Here is a 23,880-nt window from a genome sequence, read left to right as displayed (position 1 = left end):
CGCCTCCCGGCTTTCCATTCAAGAAGCGAAATCCGGGAGCGGCTTCGCCGCTAATTCAGGCCGCGCTCTTTGGCGATGCGATCCCAGGCCGCGTTGATGCGCGCCAGTTTTTCGGTGGCCATGCGCACGAATTCGGGCGGCAGGCCTTGCGCGGTCAGGCGATCGGGATGGTGTTCGCGCACCAGTCGCTTCCACGCTGCGCGCGCATCGTCGTCGCTGACGTCTTTGCCAAGGCCGAGAACCGCGTAGGGATCGGTTTCGCCACCCAAGGTCGGATCGACGCCGTTCGAGGCTGCGATGCGGTGGAACTCGGCGGGCGAGAATCCGAAAATGTCGGCGACGGCGCGCAGGAAGTCGATTTCCGCTTCGCCGACTTTGCCGTCGGCGCGCGCGATATGAAACAGGCAGTCGAGCACTTCTTCCAGCACGGCCGGCCGGTTGCGCAACAGTTGCGCGACCTGGCGTGCATAGGGTTCGAAGCCGCCCGCATCGCGCTTGGCGAGGTCGAAGACGCGCGCGACGTTCTTCAGCTCGTGCGGCGGAATGTGAAACATGTCGCGAAACGCATCGATCTCGTCATGCGTCACGCGGCCATCGACTTTCGCCATTTTGGCCGACAAGACGATGACGCCGATGGTGAAGACGATGTGCTGGGTTTCGTCGCGCGGCGTTGCGACCAGCGCGGTGCCGGTTTCGACCCAGTCCGCCGCATGCAGATCGACCGCGTGTCCCGCGAGCGCGCCCAGCAATCCGCCGATCGGTCCGCCAAAAGCGAGACCGACGCTGCCGCCGACCAGTTTTCCCCAGATGCTCATTGCGGCGCGACGATAAACGAGCGCCGGCCGCATCGGTAGCGTTCTAGCTGCGATGCCGAGTCGCAAACGCGACCAGCCCCGCAAGGTCGCTGCCAGTCCTGTCCGGTTGCACGCCCAGCTCTTCCAACGGTGCGTTGGTGCGGTTGATCCAGTAGGTCGGATAGCCGAACCGTTTGGCGCCGGCTGCATCCCAGCCGGCAAAGGCTGCGAACAGAATTTCGTCGCGCGGCAGGCCCAGCGCGTCGGTGCCGAGCGCATAGGCAGCAGGATCCGGCTTGTAGCGCTGGATGCGATCGGTGCTCAGCACATGTTCGAAGAACGCGCTGAGATTCGATTCTCCGACGCCGTTTTGCAGCATGGCGGGCGACAGATTGGACAGAATGGCGAGGCGCAGCCCGGCTGCGCGAAGAGCGGTCAGTGACGCACGAACGTCGGGCCAGGGGCGTAGATGCGCGTAGAGATCGACCAGCGCGTCGCGCTTCGCGCTGTCGAGCGTCAGGCCCAGCGCGCGCAATGCGTAGATCAACGAGTCGTTGGTCGTGACCGCGAAGTCGGCGTAGCTGCCCGACAATTGCCGCAGCCAGGCATATTCGAATTGGCGCGTACGCCAGACCAGCATCAATTCCGCGCCGCGACCGGGAAAGAGTCGTTCGGCTTCGGCAGCGATCGGCCGTGGATCGAAGATTGGAAACGCATCGAACAGCACCGCGCGCAGCGGTCGCGGTGCCGCATGTGCGACCGACATGGACAGCGCTGCGGCGGGTACGGCGCGCAGGAATTGACGTCTTTGCATTGCACGACTGTGCGATGGGCACTGCCGCGATGAACCGGCACGACCGGGCAATTCACTCTTGCGCAAACCGATGGTTGCCGGCAGGGAGTTCACATGGCGAGCGGTTGGCGGTTCTGGATCGATCGAGGCGGGACCTTCACCGACGTCGTTGCGGCGCGGCCCGACGGCACGCTGACCGTGACCAAGCTTCTGTCCTCTGCGCCTGGCCGCTACGACGATGCGGCCTTGCATGCGATCGCGAGTCTCGCGGGTGCGCCCGTCGCGCAGGCGACAAAATTTCAAAACGTCGAGTCCGCGACGATCGGCACCACCATCGGCACCAATGCGCTGCTCGAACGCAAAGGCGCACGCACCTTGCTGGTGACGACGCGCGGCTTTGCCGACGTGTTGCGCATCGGCAGCCAGGCACGCCCCGATCTGTTCGCGCGCGAAATCATTCTGCCGGCGCCGCTGCACGAGGCAGTGCTGGAAATCGACGAGCGGATCGGCGCCGACGGCACCATCGTCACGGCGCTGGATGAGGAATCAGCGCGGCGCGATTTGCGCGATGCCGAGGCGTGCGGCTTTGAAGCGGTGGCGATCGTGCTGGTGCATGGCGACCGTCATCCGGCGCACGAACAAATTCTGGCGCGGCTCGCGCGCGAAGCGGGTTTTCAGCAAGTGTCGGTCAGCCACGAAGTCAGTCCGCTGATCCGCTACGTGCCGCGTGGCGACGTGACCGAAGTCGATGCGTATTTATCGCCCGCGATCCGCGCCTATGTCGCGACCTTATCCGCCAGCCTCGGCGCGGCGCAGCTTGCCTTCATGCAATCGAATGGCGGTCTTGCCGACGCAGCGCGCTTTCGCGGGCGTGACAGCGTCTTGTCGGGACCGGCGGGTGGGTTGGTCGGTGCTGCATCGGTTGCGGCTGCGCACGGGCACGCAGCCGCAATCGGATTCGATATGGGCGGCACCTCGACCGACGTTTCGTGGTGGGACGGCACGTTGGAACGCACTGTCGAAACGGTGGTGGCTGGCGTGCGTCTCGCAACGCCGATGCTGCGCGTCCACACGGTTGCAGCGGGCGGCGGTTCGATCTGTCGGTTTGACGGTGCGCGACTGCGCGTCGGGCCTGAAAGCGCAGGTGCGGTTCCGGGACCCGCCTGTTATCGCCGCGGCGGACCGTTGACGGTCACCGACTGCAATCTGCTGCTGGGGCGTGTCGATCCGGCGCGTTTTCCGCATGTGTTCGGTCCCAACGGTGATCAGCCGCTCGATCGCGACGCAGTCGAACAAAAGTTTGACGCCCTCGTGGCCGAAGTTGCTGCGGCGACCGGAACGCAGCGTTCGCGCGAAGAGCTGGCCGAAGGATTTCTCGCCATCGCCGACGCGACGATGGCGGCTGCGATCCGGCGCGTGTCGATTGCGCGCGGCCATGATCCGTCGCGCGCCGCGTTGGTTGCGTTCGGTGGCGCGGGCGGCCAGCACGCTTGCGCAGTCGCCGATGCGATCGGTTGCGGCGACGTTTTGATTCATCCGCTGGCGGGTTTGTTGTCGGCCTGGGGCATCGCGCATGCGCCCGCGACGGCCGTTGCGCAGCGATCGGTCGAACGAACATTGGATGAGGCGCCGATCGACGCGGTCACCGATGCGCTTGCGCGCCAAGTGCGCGCCGAGTTGCAAGATCCGGCTGCGCCGATCGCAGTCACGATCTGGTGCAAATATGCCGGTGCGGACTCGCCGCTGGCGGTGCAACCCGGCGACATCGTGCGCGACTTTGAAGCGGCGCACCGCCGCCGCTTCGGGTTTCTGACGCCAAGCGTGCCCATCGTGGTTGATTCCATCGCGGTGGAGGCATCGCGTGCAGCAACCCCGCCGCGCCTGCCACCGCCACTGCCGACGGTGGAGGCTGCGGTCGAGCGCGCGACGTTGGTCATCGACGGCGAAGAAGTCAGCGCGCTGCGCGTCGATCGTGCCGCGCTGGCGGTCGACGACGTGATCAGCGGTCCAGCGATCATCACCGATGCGGGTGCAACCAGTTTCGTGGCACCGGGGTGGCGCGCCCGCGTCGAGCCCGACGGCACCTTGCGTTTAACCCGCGTCGAAGCGCGCATCGTGTCGCGCGATGCATCGTTCGATCCAGCCCGGCTGGAGTTGTTCAACAAAGCCTTCATGGCGGTGGCCGAAGAGATGGGCGAGTCGCTGCGTGCCAGCGCGCGTTCGACCAACATCAAAGAGCGGCTCGATTATTCCTGCGCGCTGTTCGATCGCGACGGGCGACTGATCGCCAACGCGCCGCATATTCCCGTGCATCTGGGCTCGATGGGCGACGCGGTGCGTGCGGTGTTGCCGTTGTCGCGCGGCGAAGTGGTTGCGACCAACGATCCCTATCGCGGCGGCACGCATCTGCCCGACATCACGGTCGTGGCGCCGGTGTTTCTCGATAGCGAGTCCGAACCCGCTTTCTACGTCGCAGCGCGCGGCCATCATGCCGATATCGGCGGCACGACCCCGGGTTCGATGCCGGCCGATTCAACCTCGATCGACGAAGAGGGCGCGCGGTTTGGCCGGCTGGTGTTGGTGCGCGACGGTGAATTCCAGCTCGACGCGGCGCGCGCTGCTTTTACCGACATTCCCTATCCGGCGCGCGACGTGGCGCAGACGATCGGCGATCTGCAAGCGCAGATCGCGGCTGCGGCGAGCGGCGGTGCTGCACTGGCGCGCTTGGTGTCGATGCAGGGGCGCGAAGCGGTCGATGCCTATGTCGGCCATCTGCGCCGCTACGCCGCCGATGCGGTGCGCGGCCTGCTCTTGCGCATCGAGGGCGGCAGCTTTGCCGTGACCATGGATTCCGGCGCCACGATCCGCGTGCGCATCACGCCGGCAGACGACAAGCTCACGATCGACTTCACCGGCACCGATCCCATTCGTCCCGACAATTCCAACGCGCCGACATCGATCGTGCGCGCAGCGGTGCTGTATGTGCTGCGCACCTTGCTCGACGACGACATTCCGCTGAATGACGGTTGCCTGGAACCGGTTGCGTTGATCGTGCCAGCGCCGTCGATGTTGGCACCGGTCGCGCCCGCTGCGGTAGTCGCGGGCAATGTCGAAACGAGCCAAGCCGTTGTCGATTGTCTGTTCGGATGTCTTGGCGCGCTGGCCGCCAGCCAGGGCACGATGAACAACACCACGTTCGGCGACGGCCGCGTGCAGTATTACGAAACGGTCTGCGGTGGTGCGGGGGCGGGACCCGGCTTTGCCGGCGCCAGCGCGGTTCATACGCACATGACCAATTCGCGTCTCACCGATGTCGAGATTCTCGAGACGCGCTATCCGGTGCGGTTGGAGCAGTTTTCGATACGGCGCGGCAGTGGCGGCGGCGGAACGTTCCGCGGCGGCGACGGCGTCGTGCGGCAAATCCGCTTTCTGCGCGACATGACCGTGTCGGTGCTGGCCAATCGCCGCATACAGGCGCCGTTCGGTCTTGCCGGCGGCGGTGCGGGCGCGCGCGGCACGACCAAAATTCTGCGAGCCGATGGAACCTCTGAAGCGTTGCCATCATCTGTGCGGATCGACTTGCCGGCCGGTGCGGCCTTGCGGCTGGAAACGCCAGGTGGTGGCGGCTTCGGTGAGGAATGATGGATTTTCGTGAACGGATCGTCGAATACCTGCCGCATCTGCGTGCGGTGGCGCGTTCGCTGACCGGCCGCAAGGAATGGGCCGACGATCTCGTGCACGATACGATTCTGCGCGCCCTGTCCGCTGAAGCGCAGTTTCAGCCCGGCACCAACCTCAAAGCCTGGCTGCTGACCATCCTGCGCAACCACTACATCAACAATGTGCGCCGGCGCCGGTTCGAGGTCGAACCGATGGGCGACATCCCCGACAGCGCCCTGCCGGTTGCGGCAACCCAGGACACGACGATTGAGGTCAATGAGGTCGGGCGGGCGTTGCAGACGCTAGCGGTCGAGCATCGCGAAATCCTGGTCCTGATCTCGGCGGCGGGGATGAGTTATGAAGAAGCTGCGGAAGTCTGCGGTGTCGCGGTCGGAACCATCAAATCGCGCCTGAATCGGGCACGAAATGAACTAAAAAAGGCGCTCGATGCCGGTGCGGCGCATTTCAATCCACCTTTATCCGGCTGATGGCATGGCGTGGGGAACGAAACTGCCCTAGCTTTCGTTGTCGCAGGCCGCCGCCTTTCTCAATCCAGGCGGCATGAACCAATCTTGAACTCGGGTAGCCCGTTCGCATGAGCGTCAGCCAAGACATCGTTAAGTTGCTGCCTTACCTGCGCCGCTACGCGCGTGCGCTGACCGGATCGCAGCAGACCGGCGATCAATATGTGCGGGTCGCAATCGAAGCGATTATCGCCGAGCCCGATCGCATGAAAAAAGCGTCGGACGTTCGCGTCGAGCTGTTCCGTGTCTTCCATGACGCGTGGAGCATCTTCGACCGGGCAATTCCGGCCGACCGCGTCAATGGCGGCGACGAAGCGTTGAGCGCGCAGCTTGCGTCGCTACCGTCGCTGGAACGGCAGATCCTGTTGCTCGTGTCGCTCGAAGGTTTCACCACCACCGAAGCAGCGTTGATCCTCGAACTCGACGAGAGCGAGGTGCACGAGCATCTGACCGCCGCGCGTGCCGAGCTGAAGCGTCAGTCGACCGCGCGCGTGCTGATCATCGAAGACGAGCCGGTGATCGCGATGGACATCCAGTCGATCGTCGAATCGCTCGGTCACACCGTGGTCGGCGTTGCCGCCCGCCAGGCCGAAGCAGTCGCGCTAGCGCAGAAACACCGTCCAGGCCTGGTGCTTGCCGACGTGCAGCTGCAGGACGGCGACAGCGGCATCGTGACGGTGCAAGAGATTCTGCGCGCGATGGATGCGCCGGTGATTTTCGTGACTGGCTTCCCGGAGCGCCTGCTCACCGGCGACCGCGTCGAGCCGGCCTTCATCATCACCAAGCCCTTCGATCCCGAAACGCTGAAAGTGGCGATCGGCCAGGCGCTGTCCTTCTCGGCGCCCGAGGCTTTGGTCCGGGCCTGAATCAAGGCCGGCGCAGCCGGCCTCTGACGTCTTTGCAAAAAGGCCGGCGAGAGCCGGCCTTTTTCATTTCTCGTCGAGCTTCTTCACCAGCTCCTGTTCGAGGAGCTTCATGATGTCGTCCGGAATCGGTTCGTCGAGGACCGAGCCGTAGGCGGTCTTCAACTTGCCATCGAGCCAAATGTCGAACCGGTCGCCGGGCGCCGGGGACTTCTTGGCTTTGTTGGATTTATTGCGCGGCTTACCGCTCACCTGGCTTGTCCGTTCCACGGAACTAGTCTCGGAATGGCATCGTTACGTCGAGCATCCACGACCGGTCAACGATGACGATGGAGCCGCCAGTGCCCCGACGCGATTCTGACGGGCGCGACGCCCTCGCTGCGGACGAACAGGTTGCAGGCAAGCGTCTGGAGTCGGATATAGCGCGCTACCATGCGGCACCCGGCAAAGAGGCGCGGAAAAAGGCCGAGGGCGACGTCGCCAAAGACGCGTTGACCAAAGGCGATCAACTGAAAAAAGGCCGCCCGTCGGGGCGATGACCTGGAGCAACGACCACCATGTCCCAGCAAGCCAAGAGTGAGTTCGACACTGTGCGTGACGACCTGACCAAATTGTCGGACGACATCGCCAATCTTGCAGCCTCGCTCAAAGAAGGGGCAACCGACGCAGCACGCGAACAGCTTGCCGCTGCGCGCGATCGGTTTGAGCGTCTGACCGACGAAGCGCGCACGCGTGGCGAAGAGCATCTCGAGAATCTGGCCGCGACGATTGAAGAGCGCCCGCTGACCAGCGTGCTGATTGCATTCGGCGTCGGGATCGTTCTCGGCCGCTTGTTCGATCGCTGAGATAGATCATGCGGGGCTGGTTGTCGTTGGCGTCCGGCCTCGGTCGCGACTTGCTGGTTGGTCGTGTCGAAGCGGCCAAGAAGAACGCCGTTGCGGCGGTCATTGCCTATTCGCTGATCGCCGCCTTTGGCGTCGCGTCGCTGGGCTTCCTCTATGCCGCGATCTGGGCGCTGTTGGCGCGGCGCACCGATCCGATGGCGGCGACCTGGATCATGCTCGGCATCAATGTCGGGCTGATGCTGCTGGTCTATGTGATCTATCGCATCTATCGAAGCTCGGTCACGCGCGTCGCCGATGAACGTGCGAACGGCGCGCGCGCCGACCTGATGACGGGCGCATCGTCGCTCAATCTCGCTTTCGAAGCGGGACGCATCGTCGAGAGCGGCCTCAAAGCCAACGCCAAGACGCTGGTCGTCGGCGCCATCGTGCTTGGCTTGACGATGGGATTGCTGGGCGGTCGCCGCCGCAGCGACGAAGACGACGACGAATAAGCGACCTTACGTCGTCTCGTCTTCCATCCGGTCGAATTCGACCGTCACCATGGTTCCGTCCTGGCTGGTGATATCCAGCGCGCCGCCGACCTGCCGCGCGAAAGCGCGGATCAAGGTCATGCCCAACGTGCCCGCAGCCAATTCGCCGGGCAGGCCGATACCGTCGTCATGTACGCAGAAACGCACGCGCCGCCCTTCGAGCTGCATCAACCGCACTTCGATCCGTCCGGGCCGGCCTTCGGGAAAGCCGTGGCGCAGCGCGTTGGTCATTGCTTCGGTCATCAACAGCGCCAACGGAATGGCGCGATCGGCCACGTCCCAGATCGGTTCGGCGATCACTTCGACCACGACCTGTTTTTCCGGCACGCCGTAAGCGAGCTGCAGGCTGGTCGCGAGTTCTTTCAAGAAGCCGCCGAGATTGACCGAGCCCAGCTCGTCGCTCTCGTACATATAGCGATGCACCAGCGCCAACGAACGCACGCGCGTCTGCATATCGCGAAAAGCCCCGCGTGAATCGGGCGCGATCTGCTTTTCCTGCAGGTTCAGCAGCGACGTCACGATCTGCAGGTTGTTTTTCACGCGGTGATGAATCTCGCGCAGCATGCCGTCGCGTTTGACGATCGCGTCCTGCAGGTCGCGTTCGCGTGACGCGATGCGCGTCGCCATCTCGGCAAAGGTCTGGGCCAGCGCGCGAATCTCAGAGGTGCCGCCTTCGACCGGGCGCGCTTCGAGATCGCCGTATGAATAGGCGCGCGCCGTGCGCGTCAGTTTGCGCAACGGCCGTGCGATCAGCCGATCGGTCGCGACCCATACGATCAACACGGCGATGATCCAGATCGCAATCGGGCCGACGATCTGCGCAACCACGTCGCGTTGCGACAATGCAGTCAGATCATGCAACGGCACGCCAAGCACGGCGGAGAAATTGCCGCTTTCGATTTTCGACACGACGAACAGGCGCGTAATGCCGTCGTCGCCCTTCTCGGTGAATTGCTCATGCGGCGTGCGGGCGATACGGGCGCGTTCCGGCGCGTCGGCAAACCGCGCCGGCAAGGACGCCGAAGAGCCAAGCACGGCGCCGTTTTCGTCGAGCACGAACAAACGGGAGTCGACCGGCATGTCGACCGATCGCAACATGCCGGGCACCAGCCCGACCTGCACCGTCGCCAACAGCACACCGCGGAACGAACCATCCTGCGCCAGCATCGGCTGCACTGCAATGACGGACGGAACCCCGCTGTTCGCGTCGAGCATATAGGCGCCGGCGACAAAGGTGCGGCGTTGGCGTGCTTGTTCGAAGAAGGGGCGGCCCGCGATGCGCGTGCCGAGCAAGTCGCGCTTTCCGGCAACGCAGGTGATGACACCGTCGGCGTCCGCGACGGCGATCTGCGGGTAGTCAGGAAAGCCTGCCACGGTGCGGGCAAGTTCAGACTCACACGTCGTCCCGCCGCCCGAGATTTCGGGCTCCTGACTCAGCGCGCGGAACAGACGTTCGGTGCCGGCGAACAGCTCGCGCTGATAGCTCGATGCGACCAGCGCCAGATACCGCACCTGATCGCGCGCCTGGGCCGACTGTTCGCTCGCCGAAATCCAGCCAAGCACAGCCATGTAACCGACGATCGGCAACAGAAGCAGGGTCAGCAGAATCGCGAGGCGGGAACGGAAGCGGTCAAAACCAGTTGGAATCATTGATTCTCTCGAACGCCCCCACCGACCATGCAGAATCTAGAGAAGCTATATGCCGGTTGCCACCGCCGAATTCACGCTGAAGCGCCCCGCGCGCGCGGGAGCCGCACGCCGCGACGACGTGACTGACCGCGCGCGGCGCCGCGTCCTGGTGGTTGAGGACGAGGCGATGATCGCGCTCGACCTCTCGGACTTGCTCGAATCCTGGGATCATGTCGTGGCGGGAATTGTCTGCACCATGGGTGATGCGTTGCAGGCGGCGCATGAAATGGCGCCCGACGTAGCGATCGTCGATGTTGCGCTGGGGATCGGCGAAGACGGCGTGCGCGTCGCGGCCGAACTCAAGCGTCGATTTGCTTGCGACATTATTTTTGTTACCGCGTGGAGTGATGCGGGCACGCGCGCCCGGATGGAGCGTGTTGGTCCGATTGCGTTGTTGTTCAAACCGTATGCGCGCGATGCGCTACGTGCAGCGTTAGCCTGCTAGCTTCTCAACACAAAAAAGCGGCGGACGATCCATCGATCGTCCGCCGCTTATGCCGCAATCTTTGCGCTTACTTCTTCCAGACCGGACGGCCCAGATCGACGTCGCTCGGCTTGGTCAGCGCACCGGTCGCGGCACCCGCCGCGCCACCGATCAGCGCGCCCGTCAGCGGGCTGCCGCCGGTCACGGCACCAAGCGCCGCACCGCCAGCGGCGCCGAGGCCGGCACCCGACAGGGCACGATCGCCCTGGTTATAACCGCAGGCGGACAGGGCCAGAACCGAGGCCGCCGCGAGTGAAAGAGTGGTGATCTTCATAAGTCTGTTTCCTTGTCCGTCTACCTGGCCAATCAACCGGTCAGGGATCGACACGTTCCCGCTGTCCAATGATCGTCACGAAGCGATCACGGCTTTGGACCGACGGCGCAGAACGCTGAAACATCAGAAAAAAAGGCCCTCGGTTCGCACCGAGGGCCCGAGGATTCAGGACCTAACAGGATGAGGGATGTCACTACCTGTCACAGCCAGAAACACACGACGGGGTGGAAGGTTCCGCCGTTCTTCCGAAAATCAAATCGGGGGTCGCCGACCTGAGACGAGGTGCCAAACCAGCGACACCAGGAACAGGATCAGGAAGACGACGAACAGAATTTTCGCGATCTCGACGGCGGTGCCGGCGATACCGCCGAAACCAAGGACCGCCGCGATCAGCGCTACGACCAGAAATGTAATGGCCCAGCCAAGCATGGCGCGATCTCCAATGGGTTGCTGCCTGTAGAACCACAGACTCACGTCGCTGTTCCCGCCGGGGCGCGGAATAGCGCTCAACGGGCGGTCAGCCCGCCATCGATCATGTGAAAGCTGCCGGTCACGAACGAGGCCTCGTCGGACAGGAGAAAGGCAGCAAAGGACGCGACCTCGCGCGGCTCGCCGAGCCGCCCCATCGGATGCAAGGCGGCCAGCTCGTTTCGGGCCGCGTCGGGCGCGGCCGCGATCTCGGGCGTGTTGATGTAGCCGGGCCCGATCGCGACGACGCGAATCTTCCGCGTTGCATAGTCCAGTGCCGCCGCGCGGGTCAGGCCGACGATGCCATGTTTGGACGCGACATAGGCGGATTCGCCCTCGACGCCGACCGCACCGGCACCCGACGACATGTTCACGATGGCCCCACCGCCGCTCGCGAGCATGGCGGGAATCTCATAGCGCAATCCGAAGAAGACGCCGTCGAGATTGGTGGCGAGCACTTTGCGCCACGCGGCAATGTCGTACGCGCCGGTGGCGATTTCGCGCGGGCCGGTAAAGCCCGCGTTGTTGACGGCAAGATGCAGCGCGCCGAACCGTTCGACGGTTGCTGCAACCATCGCCTCGACCGAGCTTGCGTCGGACACATCGACTTGCAGCGGATGCACGCGCGGACCACCAAGCCGGGCAGCGACACGCTGCACGCGGTCCAGTTCAATATCGGCCAGCACGACGGCGGCGCCGTCCTGGTGCAGACGTTCGGCGATCGCTTCGCCCAGTCCCGATCCGGCGCCGGTGACGAGTGCGACTTTTCCAGTGAAGCTCGGCATGTGGTCAGAACACATGCCCGGCCGCCAGGTTGCGTCCGACGACCGAACAGGCCTGGCCCCAAAGCGGCGGCGTCAGTGGACCGCGGCCGCAACTCCGCGCAGTCTCTCGCCGCTGATTCACTTTGAGAGTGCAGACAATGAAGACGCGGGCGGCTGTGGCGTGGAAAGCGGGCGAGAAACTGTCGATCGAAGAGGTCGATCTGGCGGGCCCGAAAGCAGGCGAAGTGCTGGTCGAGATCAAAGCGACCGGCGTTTGCCACACCGACGCCTACACCTTGTCGGGTGCCGATCCCGAAGGTCTGTTCCCGGCCATCCTGGGACATGAAGGTGCCGGCATCGTGCGCGAGATCGGCGCCGGCGTGACCAGCGTCGCGGTCGGCGATCACGTCATTCCGCTCTACACGCCCGAATGTCGGCAGTGCAAATCGTGCCTGTCGGGCAAAACCAATCTCTGCACCGCGATCCGTGCGACGCAGGGCAAGGGCGTGATGCCGGACGGCAGCAGCCGCTTCTCGATCGGCGGCAAGCCCGTGTTGCACTACATGGGCTGCTCGACCTTCGCCAACCACACCGTGCTGCCTGAAATCGCGCTGGCGAAAATTCGCCCCGACGCACCGTTCGACAAAGTTTGCTACATCGGTTGCGGCGTCACGACCGGTGTCGGCGCGGTGATCAACACAGCGAAAGTCGAACCAGGTTCGACGGTTGCCGTGTTCGGTCTTGGCGGCATCGGTCTCAACGTCGTGCAAGCGGCGCGCATGGTCGGCGCCGACAAAATCATCGGCATCGATTTGAATCCGGCGCGCGAAACCATGGCGCGCAAATTCGGCATGACCGATTTCGTGAATCCCGACGTCGTCGGTCGCGACAAGGTCGTGCAGGCGATTCAGGATCTCACCGATGGCGGCGTCGATTATTCGTTCGAGTGCATCGGCAACGTGCAGGTGATGCGCCAGGCGCTCGAATGCGGCCATCGCGGCTGGGGCATGTCGGTGATCATCGGCGTCGCTGCCTCGGGACAGGAAATCCAGACGCGTCCGTTCCAGCTCGTCACCGGTCGTGTCTGGACTGGCTCGGCGTTCGGCGGTGCCAAGGGCCGCCGCGACGTGCCGAAGATTGTCGACTGGTACATGCAGGGAAAGATCGCGATCGACCCGCTGATCACCCACGTTCTGCCGCACGCGCAGGTCAATGACGCGTTCGACCTGATGCACAAGGGCGAGTCGATCCGGACGGTGCTGACTTACTAGCCAGATTCTGTGCTAGGGCAGCCGGGCATGAAGGAACGCACGCCCGGCCGTCTTTCCATTCGCCTTGCGCCGATCCGGCTGCGGCTGGCCAGCGGGCTGGTTTTGTTCGCCTATCTCACCGCGCATTTTCTGACGCACGCGCTGGGCAACATCTCGGTCGATGCGATGGAGAAGGGGCTCGTCGTGCACGAGTTCGTCTGGCGCGGTGTCGTCGGGTCGATCGTTCTCTACGGCGCCTTCACCGCGCATATCGCGCTGGCTTTCTGGGCGTTGTATGCGCGGCGGTCGTTTCGCATCGGCGGTGCCGAGCTGACGCGGCTCGTGCTTGGATTCGTTACGCTCTATCTGCTGCTGCACCACTACATCGCCGGCCGGCTGATGTGGGACATGTATTTCGCCGGCCGTTCGTACCCCTACATTCTGTTGACCGATTTTGTGTGGCAGACCTCGTTCGGCGTGCGGCTCGCGATCTTGTTCGTCGTCGGTTGGGTCCATGGCTGCATGGGCATCCACTTCTGGCTGCGCTACCGGCCCGCCTACAAACGTCGCGCGCCGATTCTGCTGGCGCTCGCCTGCGCCCTGCCGATCGCAGCAAGTCTTGGCGTCGTGCACGGTACCCAGGACGCGATCGCACAAGCCGCCGCCGATCCGACCTATATCGACAGCGTGCGCACCGAAGGCCAGGCCGACAGCGAAGACGTGCGCGACATGCAGAACCGGATCGAGCGCAACGCGACGATCGGATTCTTTGCCGCCTTGCTGTTGACGCTGGCTGCGCGTGCGGGACGCGAGCTGCTCGAACGGCGCAGCGGGCTGGTGCGCCTCACCTATCCAGGCGGCCAAGTCATTCGTGTGCCGCGCGGCGTTTCTGTTCTCGACGCCAGCCGTCGCGCCAAGATTCCGCATGTCTCGGTGTGTGGCGGACGCGGACGTTGTTCGACCTGTCGCGTGCGCATCGTGCGAACCGACGCCGATCTGCCCGAACCGAGCACGCACGAGACGCAACTCTTGGCGCGCTTGGGCGTCGGGCCCGATGTGCGGCTTGCCTGCCAACTGCGTCCCGACGCCGACCTGTCGATCGTGCCGTTGGTGTCGAACACCAACCACCCGATCGGCGAGCGCGGCGCGGTCGAACGGTTTGCGGCAATTCTGTTCGTCGACATTCGCGGCTCGACCAAGATCGTCGAAGAACGCCCGCCGTTCGACGTTGTGTTCATCATGAACCGGTTCTGCGAACTGGTGTGCGGCGCCGTCGTCGCGGCGGGCGGAACGCCGGCGCAGTTCCTTGGCGACGGCGTCATGGCGATCTTTGGTGAAAGCGCATCGCCGAAACAGGCATGCCGGCAAGTGCTCGACGCGGCGCAGCGGATCGAACGCGCGATGGTCGAACTCAATCGTGAACTCAGCGAAGTGCTGGCCGAACCGTTGCGGATCGGACTTGGCGTGCATGCTGGCGACGCCATCATCGGCCGAATGGGCTATCGCGACGGCGCGTCGGTCACCGCGGTTGGCGAGGCGGTGCATATTGCGGCGCGCCTGCAAGACGAGACCAAAACCTACGGCGCCTATCTGGTCGCGTCGGACGTGGTGATGCGCACCGCGGGCTTTGACGACAGTGGATTCCAGGCCGAAGAGATTCAGGTGCGCGGCCGGAGCACCGTCGTCGGTATTCGCGTTGTGCCGACCGCCGCCAGCCTGTCGCCGTTCGCAGCCAAATCGTAGCTGCGTTGGACGCAAACGGACGGGCACAGAATTTCTCTACTTGGCGCAGCTGGCCCGCAATGACGAGCGCGCCGCAGCGCGACGCAACTCGGTCGAAGCGTAACTCGTCTACGCGGCGCGCATCTGTTCGAGGAAGGTCGCGACTTCGCGTTTGAGCGTTTCGGCGTGACGGCCCAGCTCTTCGGCCGCCGATAGAACCTGGGTCGCGGCCGATCCGGTTTCGTTGGCGCCCTGGCGCACACCATCGATATTGGCGCTGACTTCTTGGGTGCCGCGCGCGGCTTGCGCGGCGTTGCGCGTGATCTCCTGCGTCGTCGCGGCCTGTTCTTCGGCGGCGGCTGCAACCGCGGCTGCGATCTGGTTCATCGTGCCGATCGTGGTCGCGACCTGCGCGATCGAATGCGAGGCATGTTGCGTCGACGACTGGATCGCCGCGATGCGCTGCGCGATGTCCTCGGTGGCTTTCGCGGTTTGCGTCGCCAGCGATTTCACTTCGGTCGCAACCACGGCAAAGCCTTTGCCCGCTTCGCCCGCGCGCGCCGCTTCGATCGTGGCGTTCAGCGCCAGCAGGTTGGTCTGGCCCGCAATCGATTCAATCAGGCGCACGATCTCGCCGATCTGCTCGGTGGCTTCGACCAGGCTGCGCACGTCGGTGCTGACCGTGGTCGCCTCGTTCCCGGCCCGGGCGGCGACTTGCGCGCTCTCGCTCATCTGGCGCGTGACTTCGGCCACCGACGCCGACAATTCCTCGGTCGCGGCCGCGACCGTGCTGACATTGACCGACGCTTGTTCCGATGCAGCCGCGACGGTGGTCGACTGGATGCTGGTCTGTTCGGCGGTCGCCGCCATGGTCTCGGCGGTGGCGCGCATTTCGGTGGCTGCAGCAGCCAGCGCTTCCAGCAAACCGCGCACCGAATGGTCGAAGCTCGACACCGACTGTTCCAGCGCCGCCTGGCGCTGGGCGCGGCGTTGCACAGCGGCCTGCTGCTCCGCTTCCATCGCGCGCTTGGCATCGCCTTCGCGCTGGAAGATTTCCAGCGCCGCTGCCAACGCGCCAATCTCGTCGCCGCGATCGGTATGGGGCACGACGACATTGCTGGCGCCGGTCGACACTTCGCGCATCGCGTCGGTCACTTCGCGCAGTGGCTGGCTGACTGCGCGCAGCGCGATCGCCACCGCTAGCGCCAGCCCGGCGCCGGTACCGCCGATGCCGACCAGCATCATCATCCACCAGACGCGATGTTCCATTTCCTGGTTCGCGGCGCGGACTTCGTCGAACTTGCGGCTGTTGCGTTCGTAGGTCGTCACCAGCCGGTCTTTCGCCAGCGGCAGAATCGTCAGCGTCTTCTTCACCGCCTGTTCGGCGCCGCCTTCGTCGCCGATATTCAGCGCCTTCTCGGCAGCGACGAAAAACGGCTCCAGCTCGGCGACGCGTTTGCGCACTTCGGCTGCGTCGGCTTTCGCCTCTGCGCTTTTCGACGTGGTCTCGACAATGTCGATCTGCTTGACCAGCGCGGCGTGCTGCTTGGCCGCTTCGGCTTTGACCATCTTCACTTCGTCGATCGACGGCGACAGGCCGTAAATTCCGATCAGACGCGCATAGTCGGTCAGCAGCGCGTCGGCGCGCTGCGCCGCGGCGGCGCGATCGGAATAGAAATTCATCTCGGCCTCGCCCGCGTCGATCTGCGCGAACGACCACAAGGCAAGCCCGGTCGCGAGGCCGGCAGCGGCGACCAGCACACCAAGTGCCAGTAAAATCTTGCGCAGGATGGAAGCGTTGCGGAACGACATGGGGACCTCTGATTGTCAGTCCCTCTGCGCTATCGCCTCGCGCGTTAAAAGAATGTGACCGCGCGTTCACACATGGCGTCAGCTGGTCGGAAAAACCCGCGCGCGCGCGATCCGCACCGCACAGCGCGAGCCGACACCAATCCCAGCCGCGTCGAGTGACTCACGCGGGACCAACGCTTCGATATGTCCGGACACATGTTCGAGGTCGAGCCGCGCGTCGGGACCGATGGGCAGGATCGAGCGCACCTGCGCGACGTCGTCGATATGTCCGTTCGGCCGCGCGACGCCGATTTCGTGCGGCCGCACGAACGCAACCGCGTCGCCGGTAAAGTCGCGCGGCAGATCGGTGGTGAGCCGCGTGCCCGCAATCAGCGCGACACCGCCTTCAACATGGCAGGGCAGGCGGTTGGCGCCGCCGAGAAACTCGTAGACGAACTCGGTTGCGGGCTGGTCATAGATCTCGGCCGGCGAACCGATCTGCTCGATCTTGCCGTCATTCATCACGACGACGCGGTCGGCCAGTTCGAACGCTTCGTCCTGGTCGTGCGTCACGAAGATGGTGGTGACGTGGATTTCTTCGTGCAGCCGCCGCAGCCAACGGCGCAGTTCCTTGCGCACCCGTGCATCGAGCGCGCCGAACGGTTCGTCGAGCAACAGCACGCGCGGTTCGATCGCCAGCGCGCGCGCCAAGGCAACGCGCTGGCGCTGGCCGCCGGACAGTTGCGCCGGGAACCGTCCGCCCAAACCGCCAAGCTGCACCAGCTCCAGCAGCTGTTCGACGCGCGCGTTGATTTCAGCGCGCGGCGGACGTTCGCGGCGCGGGCGTACTTTGAGACCGAAGGCGATGTTGTCGGCGATCGTCATGTGCCGGAACAGCGCGTAGTGCTGGAACACGAAGCCGACGCGGCGGTCGCGCAGCGAGATCGTGTCGGCGTCGATGCCTTCATAGAGGATCTGGCCGCGATCGACGGTTTCGAGGCCGGCGATGCTGCGCAGCAACGTCGTCTTGCCCGACCCCGATGGTCCCAACAGCGCCAGCAGCTCGCCCGGTTCGACTTTCAAGTCGACGCCGCGCAGCGCGGCAAAGCTGCCGAACCGCTTTTCCAGGCCAAGTGCTTCGATCGTCACGATGCGATCTCCGTCCGGCCGCGCCACTCCAACGCCGCTTTCGCCGCCAAGGTCGCCAGCGCGAGCAGCGCCAGCAGCGAGGCGACCGCGAAGGCGGCGGTCAGATTGTACTCGTTGTAGAGGATCTCGACGTGCAGCGGCATCGTATTCGTTCGTCCGCGAACGTGCCCCGAGACCACGGAGACCGCCCCAAATTCCCCCATCGCGCGTGCGTTGCACAGCAGAACTCCGTAAAGCAGGCCCCATTTGACGTTCGGCAAGGTGACGCGTCGGAACGTCTGCCACCCCGACGCGCCCAGCAGGCGCGCCGCTTCTTCTTCCTGCGTGCCTTGCGCTTCCATGATCGGGATCAATTCGCGCGCGACGAACGGGAAGGTGACGAACACAGTCGCCAGCACGATCCCGGGCAGCGCGAAAATGATCTGCACGTCATGGCTGCGCAGCCACGGTCCCAACCAGCCTTGCAGCCCGAACAGCAGCACGAAGATCAGGCCCGAAATCACCGGCGACACCGAGAAGGGCAGATCGATCAGTGTGGTCAGAAGCTGCTTGCCGCGAAACTCGAACTTGGCGATGCACCAAGACGCAGCCAGGCCGAACACGACGTTGAGCGGCACCGCGATTGCCGCAACCGTCAGCGTCAGTTTGATTGCCGCCCAGGCCGCCGGCTCGTCGATCGCGCGCAGATAAGCGTCAACGCCTTTGGCAAAGGCCTGCGCGAACAACGTGTAGAGCGGCAAGGCCAGAAACAGACCGACGAATCCGACGATCAACGCACCGACGACGATGCGGACCGGCCAGGGATCGATCAAAGAGGGGCGTTCAGCGCGCATGGCGATCAGTTCCCATGACGCTTCTTGGCCCAGCGCTGCAGCAGATTGATCGCCAGCAGCATCACGAACGACACCAGCAACATCAACACCGCCAGCGCAGCAGCGCCGGCATAGTCGTATTGTTCGAGCTTGGTGACGATCAGCAGCGGCACGATTTCGGTTTGGCCGGGCCGGTTGCCAGCGATGAAAATCACCGACCCGTATTCGCCAACCGCGCGCGCGAAGGCGAGCGCGAAACCGGTTAGCAAGGCCGGCAGCAATTCGGGCAGCACGACGCGCGCAATCGTCTGCAGGCGCGATGCGCCCAAGGTTGCGGCTGCTTCTTCAATTTCGGGTTCCAGCTCTTCCAACACCGGCTGCACCGTGCGCACCACAAAAGGCAGGCCGATGAACACCAGCGCAATCGCAATGCCGGGCGGCGCGAACGCGATCTGGAGTCCATACCCGTCGGCGATTTGTCCCAGCATGCCGCGCTTGGCCCACAAGGTCGTGAGCGCGATGCCGGCGACTGCCGTCGGCAAGGCAAACGGAAGATCGACGAACCCGTCCAGCAAACGCCGGCCGGGAAAGCGCCAGCGCACCAGCGCCCACGCCAACATCGTGCCGAAGACGAGGTTGATCGTGGCTGCGATCAGTGAGGCGCCGAACGTAATGCGAAACGACGCCAGCACACGCGCGTCGGTTGCGCTGGCGATCATACCATCGAACCCGACACCCGCCGCACGCGACACCAGCGCAAACATCGGAACCAACACGATCGCCGACAACCAGGCGAGTGTGATCCCCAGCGTGAGCCGGAATCCCGGCAACACCTTTGCGCGTTGGCCTCTGCGTACAGAGTCGAGTGCTAGTGTCATGCCGACTCTCCTCGCCCCAACGGGAAAGTGAGGGGGTGCTTGTGATGCCCCCTCACCCTAACCCTCTCCCCGAGGGGAGAAGGGATATGAGCAGCAGTGAAGCTCACTTCGCTCCAGGCTTATAAATCTGGTCGAACACGCCGCCGTCGGCGAAATGCGTCGCCTGGGCTTTGGTCCAACCGTCAAACGCCTTGTCGATCGTCACCAGGTCGACTTTGGGGAAGGTCGCGGCGTATTTGTCGGCGACCACCTTGTCGCGCGGACGATAGAAATTCTTGGCCGCGATTTCCTGACCTTCCGGACTGTAGAGGAAGGTCAAATAGGCTTCCGCCTGTTTGCGCGTCTTCTTCTTGTCGACGACGCTGTCGACGACTGCGACCGGCGGTTCGGCCAGGATCGATTTCGACGGCACGACGATTTCGAACTTGTCGTTGCCGAATTCTTTCAGCGCCAGGAACGCTTCGTTCTCCCACGCCAGCAACACGTCGCCAACGCCGCGTTCGGTGAACGTCACCGTTGCGCCGCGTGCACCCGTATCGAGGACCGGCACGTGTTTGAACACTTGCGTGACGTAGTCGCGCGCCTTCGCTTCGTCACCGCCATTGGTGTCTTTGGCCCAGGCCCACGCCGCCAGGTAATTCCAGCGTGCACCACCCGACGTCTTCGGGTTGGGCGTAATCACTTCGACGCCCGGCTTGATCAGGTCGGCCCAGTCCTTGATCGCTTTCGGATTGCCCTTCTTGACCAGGAACACGATCGTCGACGTATAGGGCGACGCGTTCAGCGGCAGGCGCTTGGCCCAATCTTCTTTGACGAAACCAACTTTCGCGATCGCGTCGATGTCATAGGCCAGCGCCAAGGTGACGACGTCGGCTTCCAGCCCGTCGATCACCGAACGCGCCTGTTTGCCCGAGCCGCCGTGGCTTTGCTCGATCAGCAATTGTTCGCCGGTGTCTTTCTTCCACTTGTCGGCAAAGGCCTTGTTGATCTCGACATAGAGTTCGCGTGTCGGATCGTACGAGACATTCAAAAGCCGCGTCTGCGCCTGCGCGCTGCCCGCAAGCACAAGTGAAATCGCGGCAAGCCACAAAATTGGGCGTCGCATGCAGTCCTCCGTCCAGGGGTCGTCAATTCGGCGGGCACGGCCCGCATTCAACGTTCGCTACGGGCAAAGCCCGCTTCAGCCTTCAAGGGCGCGTACCGTGCCGCTTCGACAGCTGAACTGGCTGTCCGTGTAATCCGCCAGACGGGCGAGTGAGGCAGTGCTGTCCAGACTTGCTGTATCCACCACCAGCTCGGGCGCCAGCGGCGGTTCATAGGCGCTATCGACGCCGGTGAACCCGGTCAGCTTGCGCGCTTTGGCGCGGGCGTAAAGCCCTTTCGGGTCGCGCGCGGCGCAGGTCGCAATGTCAGCTTCAATATAGATTTCGCGAAACGCGGCATCGCCGATGATGCGGCGTGCATCAGCACGCTGGCTACGTTCCGGCGAGATCAGCGCGACGATGACGAGGAGTCCGGAATCGGACAGCAGCTTCGCGGTTTCGGCCACACGCCGCACATTTTCCGTGCGGTCTTCGGGGGCAAAGCCGAGATCCGACGACAGGCCGCCGCGCACACGGTCGCCGTCCAGCACCACGGTGCGCCAGCCTTGCTCGAACAATTGCTCTTCGAGCGCCAAGGACAAGGTCGACTTGCCGCTGCCCGACAGGCCGGTCAGCCACAGGACGCCGCCGGTATGGCCCGACTTTTCGGCGCGGCGCGCCTGCGTCACGCGTTCGGGCGGTGGGCGAAGATCGTTGCGACGCGCAGCGGCACGTCGTGCCCGCGTCGTCAGCTTGTCGAGCACAAGGCAACCGCCCGACACGTCGTGCCCGTCGACCAGCACGCCCCGTCCGGTCGGTGCGATGTCGGCCGCGATATCGACCAGCATCGGCTCGTTCGATTCCAACACCAGATCGGCGATCTGGCCCGACACGATCGTGTCGGCTTCGACCGGCGCCAAGGTTTCGACGTCGATCGCGCGTTCGATCTGCACCACCGTCACGCGATGGTCGGCGGTCGCAATGCGCAGGCGCAGTTCGGCGCCTTGCAGCAACGGTTTCGGCGACAGCCAGAAGGCACGCACGCGAATGCGGCGCACCGCGTCGGGTGCTGCGCCCGCGGCAACGGCAAGATGGCCGCGCGCGACGAACAATTTCTGATCGAGAGTCAGCGCGACCGTCTGGCCCGCCGCCGCTGCGATGCGCGCCACCGGCTCGTTCCAGCCTTCGATGGTTGCGACGCGAGCGCGTTGGCCACCCGGCAGAAACGCAATCTCGTCGCCAACGCGCACGCGACCGCTTTCGACGCGGCCGGCAATGATGCGGCGCTCGCCGTCGCGATAGACGTCCTGCACCGCAAGACGCAGCGCACGATTTTCGGCGGCCGGCGTCGGCTCCAGCGCGTCGAGCGCATCGCGCAGGCTGGAGTCATGCCAGGCAGCGGCATCGCTGCCGTTCCACACATTCTCGCCGCCGCGCGCCGAGATGGGCACGATCGCAACGGGCTTCAGCGCCAGTTCGGCGAGATAGTCGCGGGTTTCATTGGCGACGCGATCGAAGGCGGCGCGGTCCCAACCGACCGTGTCCATCTTGTTGATCGCGACCACGACTTTGCGCACGCCCAGCAGCGACAGCAGAAACAGATGGCGGCGTGCCTGCGCCACCGCACCTTCGCGCACGTCGATCACTGCAATGGCGGCATCGGCGCTGGCCGCGCCCGTCACCATGTTGCGCAGGAATTCGCCGTGGCCGGGCGCGTCGATGATTTCGATCCGGCGGCGCTCGGTCGCAAAGGACAGGCGGCTGGTTTCGATCGTGATGCCCTGGTCGCGTTCGGCCTGCAGCGCGTCGATTACGAACGACCATTCGAATCCGACGCCGCGCGCGTCGCTCGATTGCTGGACTTGCGCGACGCGGCCGTCGGGCAGCGCGTCGGCATCGTGCAGCAGGCGCCCGATCAAGGTCGACTTGCCGTGGTCGACATGGCCGACCACGACGATGCGCAAAGCGCGTTCGTCGCCGCTCATTACATGTACCCCGCTTGGCGCAGACGTTCGAACGAGTCTTCGGTTTCGGAATCGATCGACCGGCCGGCGCGCTCGGGAATGCGGGTGGTTTCCAGCTCGGCAATGATTTCGTCGATCGACGAGGCGTTGCTGTCGACCGGGAACGTCACGTTCTTTTCGCCCAGCGACCTGTAGCGCTTGCCGTTTTTCGCCAAGTAAAGCGGGACGATGGGGATCTGTTCGCGGCGCGTGTAGCGCCACACGTCCAGCTCGCTCCAATCCAGCAGCGGATGTACGCGCACATGCGCGCCGACCGGGAAGTCGGTGCGATACTGGTCCCAGAATTCGGCTGGCTGCTGCGTCACGTCCCAGTTGCCGCCGAGCGAGCGGGGCGAGAAGACGCGTTCCTTGGCGCGCGTGCCTTGTTCGTCACGACGAATGCCGACCAGCACGCCGCGCAGCTGTTCGCGTTCGAGCAGCGCCTGCAGCCCTGCCGTCTTGCGCGCAGCCGCACGTGTGGCGGGCGGCAAGGTCGGATCCATCTCGCTTTCGGGCGGGCAAGTCTCGATCCGCAGATCGAGATTCCATTCCTGCACGATACGGTCGCGGAACGCGTAAACCTCGGGCAGCTCCATACCGGTGTCGAGCTGCACCACCGGGAACGGCACGCGGCCGAGGAAGGCCTTGCGCGCCAACCACAGCACGACGTTTGAATCTTTGCCGATCGACCACAGCATCCCGAGCGGTTTCAGCCGCGCATAGGCCTCGCGGATCAGCCAGATGCTGCGATTTTCAAGATCGTCGAGATTGTCCGTCGCACCGAGACTCGGGGAAACAGGCTGTGCCACGCGTGCCAACTTCATCGGTGAATTCCGCATTCTGTTTTTTGTTGGCCGGCCCAACGGCCGGCACGAAGATCCTGGTCGTCCGCGACGCGCGACGTGCAGGTGTAGCAACCGATCGACTTGAACCCGTCGGCGACCAGCGGATGTTGCGGCAGGCCGCGTTTCAGAAATTCGCGCGCAACGTCGGCGCTGCTCCAGGTTGCTAGCGGCGTCAGCTTCAATCGCCCGTCGGCAAGTTCGACGGTCGGAATGGCAGCGCGGTTGGCAGAGTGAAACCGTTTGCGTCCATTGACCCAGGCGCTGAACGGCCGCAACGCGCGGTCCAGCGGCCGCACTTTGCGCAAGTCGCAGCATGCGTCGGGATCGCGTTGGAACAGAAATTCGTCGTCGTCTTCGCGGCGCAGCTCTTCTGCGTCGGGCGCGACCACGCGCACATCGGTCAGGCCCAGCGTCTCGACCAAGGTGTCGCGATAGCGGCGGGTTTCGCCGAACAATTTGCCGGTGTCGAGAAACAGAACCGGCGTCGTGGGATCGATCTCGGCGATCAGCGCCAGCAGCACCGCGCTTTCGGCGCCGAAGGACGAAGCGACGGCGACATCGCCGGGCCATGCCTGTAGCGCGTGCGCGAGCAGCGCACGCCCGTCGAGAGTCGACGTCGCGGCGAGCATCGCCTCCAACTCAGCGAGCGGGCGTGACATG

General features: G+C 64.5%; 24 protein-coding genes. 9 read left to right on the top strand and 15 right to left on the bottom strand.

Going from position 1 to position 23,880, the window contains the following annotated elements:
* Positions 1-50 precede the first annotated feature (50 nt).
* Positions 51-815: a TerB family tellurite resistance protein gene (locus TMPK1_RS10140; protein WP_420242889.1), complete on the bottom strand. Its 765-nt coding sequence runs from the start codon at positions 813-815 to the stop codon at positions 51-53.
* A gap of 43 nt (positions 816-858) precedes the next feature.
* Positions 859-1,608 (bottom strand): haloacid dehalogenase type II, encoded by a 750-nt coding sequence (locus TMPK1_RS10135; RefSeq protein ID WP_420242888.1) that lies wholly within the window; start codon positions 1,606-1,608, stop codon positions 859-861.
* Positions 1,609-1,701: 93 nt separating this feature from the next.
* On the opposite strand from TMPK1_RS10135, the gene TMPK1_RS10130 reads away from it, so the two are divergent.
* The 3 genes from TMPK1_RS10130 to TMPK1_RS10120 all read left to right on the top strand — a co-directional run bounded on the left by TMPK1_RS10130 (position 1,702) and on the right by TMPK1_RS10120 (position 6,637).
* A complete protein-coding gene (locus tag TMPK1_RS10130) occupies positions 1,702-5,229 on the top strand; it encodes a hydantoinase B/oxoprolinase family protein (RefSeq protein ID WP_420242887.1) in 3,528 nt (1,175 codons plus the stop codon).
* The gene (locus TMPK1_RS10125) at positions 5,229-5,735 is read left to right on the top strand and encodes a sigma-70 family RNA polymerase sigma factor (RefSeq protein WP_420242886.1); all 507 of its coding nucleotides are present in this window, start codon (positions 5,229-5,231) and stop codon (positions 5,733-5,735) included. Before TMPK1_RS10130 ends, TMPK1_RS10125 begins: the two co-directional genes overlap by 1 nt.
* A gap of 107 nt (positions 5,736-5,842) precedes the next feature.
* On the top strand, positions 5,843-6,637 hold the full coding sequence (locus TMPK1_RS10120; protein ID WP_420242885.1) for a response regulator: 795 nt from the start codon (positions 5,843-5,845) through the stop codon (positions 6,635-6,637).
* A gap of 63 nt (positions 6,638-6,700) precedes the next feature.
* Here the strand turns inward: TMPK1_RS10120 and TMPK1_RS10115 are convergent, their stop codons facing one another.
* Entirely contained in the window at positions 6,701-6,886 is a 186-nt protein-coding gene (locus tag TMPK1_RS10115) for a NepR family anti-sigma factor (protein ID WP_420242884.1), read from the bottom strand.
* A gap of 89 nt (positions 6,887-6,975) precedes the next feature.
* Between TMPK1_RS10115 and TMPK1_RS10110 the strand changes: the two genes are divergently transcribed.
* Genes TMPK1_RS10110 through TMPK1_RS10100 form a run of 3 tightly spaced genes read left to right on the top strand, consistent with a single transcriptional unit; the run spans position 6,976 to position 7,970 of the window.
* Positions 6,976-7,173 (top strand): hypothetical protein, encoded by a 198-nt coding sequence (locus TMPK1_RS10110; protein WP_420242883.1) that lies wholly within the window; start codon positions 6,976-6,978, stop codon positions 7,171-7,173.
* Between the two features lie 18 nt (positions 7,174-7,191).
* Positions 7,192-7,479: an ElaB/YgaM/YqjD family protein gene (locus TMPK1_RS10105; protein ID WP_420242882.1), complete on the top strand. Its 288-nt coding sequence runs from the start codon at positions 7,192-7,194 to the stop codon at positions 7,477-7,479.
* A gap of 8 nt (positions 7,480-7,487) precedes the next feature.
* A complete protein-coding gene (locus TMPK1_RS10100; RefSeq protein ID WP_420242881.1) occupies positions 7,488-7,970 on the top strand; it encodes a hypothetical protein in 483 nt (160 codons plus the stop codon).
* Positions 7,971-7,976: 6 nt separating this feature from the next.
* Here TMPK1_RS10100 and TMPK1_RS10095 read toward each other — a convergent pair whose 3' ends face one another.
* Positions 7,977-9,659, bottom strand: a complete 1,683-nt coding sequence (locus tag TMPK1_RS10095) for a sensor histidine kinase (RefSeq protein WP_420242880.1) — start codon at positions 9,657-9,659, stop codon at positions 7,977-7,979.
* A 49-nt stretch (positions 9,660-9,708) separates the two neighbouring features.
* Here TMPK1_RS10095 and TMPK1_RS10090 point away from each other — a divergent pair, with 49 nt between their 5' ends.
* The gene (locus TMPK1_RS10090) at positions 9,709-10,143 is read left to right on the top strand and encodes a response regulator (protein WP_420242879.1); all 435 of its coding nucleotides are present in this window, start codon (positions 9,709-9,711) and stop codon (positions 10,141-10,143) included.
* A gap of 67 nt (positions 10,144-10,210) precedes the next feature.
* On the opposite strand, the gene TMPK1_RS10085 is transcribed toward TMPK1_RS10090, so the two are convergent.
* From TMPK1_RS10085 to TMPK1_RS10075, 3 genes are all read right to left on the bottom strand, one after another.
* Positions 10,211-10,456: a YMGG-like glycine zipper-containing protein gene (locus tag TMPK1_RS10085; RefSeq protein WP_420242878.1), complete on the bottom strand. Its 246-nt coding sequence runs from the start codon at positions 10,454-10,456 to the stop codon at positions 10,211-10,213.
* Positions 10,457-10,708: 252 nt separating this feature from the next.
* Complete coding sequence (locus tag TMPK1_RS10080; protein ID WP_420242877.1) at positions 10,709-10,885, bottom strand: DUF1328 domain-containing protein; 177 nt, start codon at positions 10,883-10,885, stop codon at positions 10,709-10,711.
* A 77-nt stretch (positions 10,886-10,962) separates the two neighbouring features.
* Positions 10,963-11,709 (bottom strand): SDR family NAD(P)-dependent oxidoreductase, encoded by a 747-nt coding sequence (locus tag TMPK1_RS10075; RefSeq protein WP_420242876.1) that lies wholly within the window; start codon positions 11,707-11,709, stop codon positions 10,963-10,965.
* A 137-nt stretch (positions 11,710-11,846) separates the two neighbouring features.
* Between TMPK1_RS10075 and TMPK1_RS10070 the strand changes: the two genes are divergently transcribed.
* Together TMPK1_RS10070 and TMPK1_RS10065 are read left to right on the top strand one after the other, a co-directional pair.
* Positions 11,847-12,959: an S-(hydroxymethyl)glutathione dehydrogenase/class III alcohol dehydrogenase gene (locus TMPK1_RS10070; RefSeq protein ID WP_420242875.1), complete on the top strand. Its 1,113-nt coding sequence runs from the start codon at positions 11,847-11,849 to the stop codon at positions 12,957-12,959.
* Positions 12,960-12,986: 27 nt separating this feature from the next.
* A complete protein-coding gene (locus TMPK1_RS10065) occupies positions 12,987-14,681 on the top strand; it encodes an adenylate/guanylate cyclase domain-containing protein (protein WP_420242873.1) in 1,695 nt (564 codons plus the stop codon).
* Positions 14,682-14,789: 108 nt separating this feature from the next.
* Here the strand turns inward: TMPK1_RS10065 and TMPK1_RS10060 are convergent, their stop codons facing one another.
* From TMPK1_RS10060 to TMPK1_RS10025, 8 genes are all read right to left on the bottom strand, one after another.
* A complete protein-coding gene (locus TMPK1_RS10060; protein ID WP_420242872.1) occupies positions 14,790-16,472 on the bottom strand; it encodes a methyl-accepting chemotaxis protein in 1,683 nt (560 codons plus the stop codon).
* A gap of 78 nt (positions 16,473-16,550) precedes the next feature.
* Positions 16,551-17,600: a sulfate/molybdate ABC transporter ATP-binding protein gene (locus tag TMPK1_RS10055; protein ID WP_420242870.1), complete on the bottom strand. Its 1,050-nt coding sequence runs from the start codon at positions 17,598-17,600 to the stop codon at positions 16,551-16,553.
* Positions 17,597-18,433 carry a sulfate ABC transporter permease subunit CysW gene (cysW, locus tag TMPK1_RS10050; RefSeq protein ID WP_420242868.1) on the bottom strand — a complete coding sequence of 279 codons (837 nt, stop codon included), beginning with the start codon at positions 18,431-18,433 and terminating at the stop codon, positions 17,597-17,599. Before cysW ends, TMPK1_RS10055 begins: the two co-directional genes overlap by 4 nt.
* Positions 18,434-18,438: 5 nt before the next feature.
* Positions 18,439-19,290, bottom strand: a complete 852-nt coding sequence (gene cysT / locus TMPK1_RS10045; RefSeq protein WP_420242867.1) for a sulfate ABC transporter permease subunit CysT — start codon at positions 19,288-19,290, stop codon at positions 18,439-18,441.
* A gap of 103 nt (positions 19,291-19,393) precedes the next feature.
* A complete protein-coding gene (locus TMPK1_RS10040; RefSeq protein WP_420242866.1) occupies positions 19,394-20,395 on the bottom strand; it encodes a sulfate ABC transporter substrate-binding protein in 1,002 nt (333 codons plus the stop codon).
* A 75-nt stretch (positions 20,396-20,470) separates the two neighbouring features.
* Positions 20,471-22,357: an adenylyl-sulfate kinase gene (gene cysC / locus TMPK1_RS10035; protein ID WP_420242865.1), complete on the bottom strand. Its 1,887-nt coding sequence runs from the start codon at positions 22,355-22,357 to the stop codon at positions 20,471-20,473.
* Complete coding sequence (gene cysD / locus TMPK1_RS10030; protein ID WP_420242864.1) at positions 22,357-23,199, bottom strand: sulfate adenylyltransferase subunit CysD; 843 nt, start codon at positions 23,197-23,199, stop codon at positions 22,357-22,359. The genes cysC and cysD overlap by 1 nt, the downstream gene beginning before the upstream one ends.
* Entirely contained in the window at positions 23,196-23,879 is a 684-nt protein-coding gene (locus tag TMPK1_RS10025) for a phosphoadenylyl-sulfate reductase (protein ID WP_420242863.1), read from the bottom strand. The genes cysD and TMPK1_RS10025 overlap by 4 nt, the downstream gene beginning before the upstream one ends.
* Between the last annotated feature and the right edge of the window lies 1 nt (position 23,880).

This window comes from Roseiterribacter gracilis, assembly GCA_018332375.1.
Lineage (GTDB): Bacteria > Pseudomonadota > Alphaproteobacteria > BOG-932 > Roseiterribacteraceae > Roseiterribacter > Roseiterribacter gracilis.
The sequence above is the reverse complement of the archived record's forward strand: the minus strand, read 5'-3'. Positions and strand labels throughout refer to the sequence as shown.

Bases quoted from the DNA above. Each gene is read 5' to 3' on its own strand.
- cysW (WP_420242868.1), bottom strand. From the start codon at position 18,433: ATGCGCGCTGAACGCCCCTCTTTGATCGATCCCTGGCCGGTCCGCATC.
- TMPK1_RS10095 (WP_420242880.1), bottom strand. From the start codon at position 9,659: ATGATTCCAACTGGTTTTGACCGCTTCCGTTCCCGCCTCGCGATTCTG.
- TMPK1_RS10140 (WP_420242889.1), bottom strand. From the start codon at position 815: ATGAGCATCTGGGGAAAACTGGTCGGCGGCAGCGTCGGTCTCGCTTTT.
- TMPK1_RS10090 (WP_420242879.1), top strand. From the start codon at position 9,709: ATGCCGGTTGCCACCGCCGAATTCACGCTGAAGCGCCCCGCGCGCGCG.
- TMPK1_RS10130 (WP_420242887.1), top strand. From the start codon at position 1,702: ATGGCGAGCGGTTGGCGGTTCTGGATCGATCGAGGCGGGACCTTCACC.
- cysC (WP_420242865.1), bottom strand. From the start codon at position 22,357: ATGAGCGGCGACGAACGCGCTTTGCGCATCGTCGTGGTCGGCCATGTC.
- TMPK1_RS10025 (WP_420242863.1), bottom strand. From the start codon at position 23,879: ATGTCACGCCCGCTCGCTGAGTTGGAGGCGATGCTCGCCGCGACGTCG.
- TMPK1_RS10080 (WP_420242877.1), bottom strand. From the start codon at position 10,885: ATGCTTGGCTGGGCCATTACATTTCTGGTCGTAGCGCTGATCGCGGCG.
- TMPK1_RS10040 (WP_420242866.1), bottom strand. From the start codon at position 20,395: ATGCGACGCCCAATTTTGTGGCTTGCCGCGATTTCACTTGTGCTTGCG.
- TMPK1_RS10085 (WP_420242878.1), bottom strand. From the start codon at position 10,456: ATGAAGATCACCACTCTTTCACTCGCGGCGGCCTCGGTTCTGGCCCTG.
- TMPK1_RS10100 (WP_420242881.1), top strand. From the start codon at position 7,488: ATGCGGGGCTGGTTGTCGTTGGCGTCCGGCCTCGGTCGCGACTTGCTG.
- cysD (WP_420242864.1), bottom strand. From the start codon at position 23,199: ATGAAGTTGGCACGCGTGGCACAGCCTGTTTCCCCGAGTCTCGGTGCG.
- TMPK1_RS10060 (WP_420242872.1), bottom strand. From the start codon at position 16,472: ATGTCGTTCCGCAACGCTTCCATCCTGCGCAAGATTTTACTGGCACTT.
- TMPK1_RS10065 (WP_420242873.1), top strand. From the start codon at position 12,987: ATGAAGGAACGCACGCCCGGCCGTCTTTCCATTCGCCTTGCGCCGATC.
- TMPK1_RS10120 (WP_420242885.1), top strand. From the start codon at position 5,843: ATGAGCGTCAGCCAAGACATCGTTAAGTTGCTGCCTTACCTGCGCCGC.
- TMPK1_RS10135 (WP_420242888.1), bottom strand. From the start codon at position 1,608: ATGCAAAGACGTCAATTCCTGCGCGCCGTACCCGCCGCAGCGCTGTCC.
- TMPK1_RS10105 (WP_420242882.1), top strand. From the start codon at position 7,192: ATGTCCCAGCAAGCCAAGAGTGAGTTCGACACTGTGCGTGACGACCTG.
- TMPK1_RS10070 (WP_420242875.1), top strand. From the start codon at position 11,847: ATGAAGACGCGGGCGGCTGTGGCGTGGAAAGCGGGCGAGAAACTGTCG.
- cysT (WP_420242867.1), bottom strand. From the start codon at position 19,290: ATGACACTAGCACTCGACTCTGTACGCAGAGGCCAACGCGCAAAGGTG.
- TMPK1_RS10125 (WP_420242886.1), top strand. From the start codon at position 5,229: ATGGATTTTCGTGAACGGATCGTCGAATACCTGCCGCATCTGCGTGCG.
- TMPK1_RS10075 (WP_420242876.1), bottom strand. From the start codon at position 11,709: ATGCCGAGCTTCACTGGAAAAGTCGCACTCGTCACCGGCGCCGGATCG.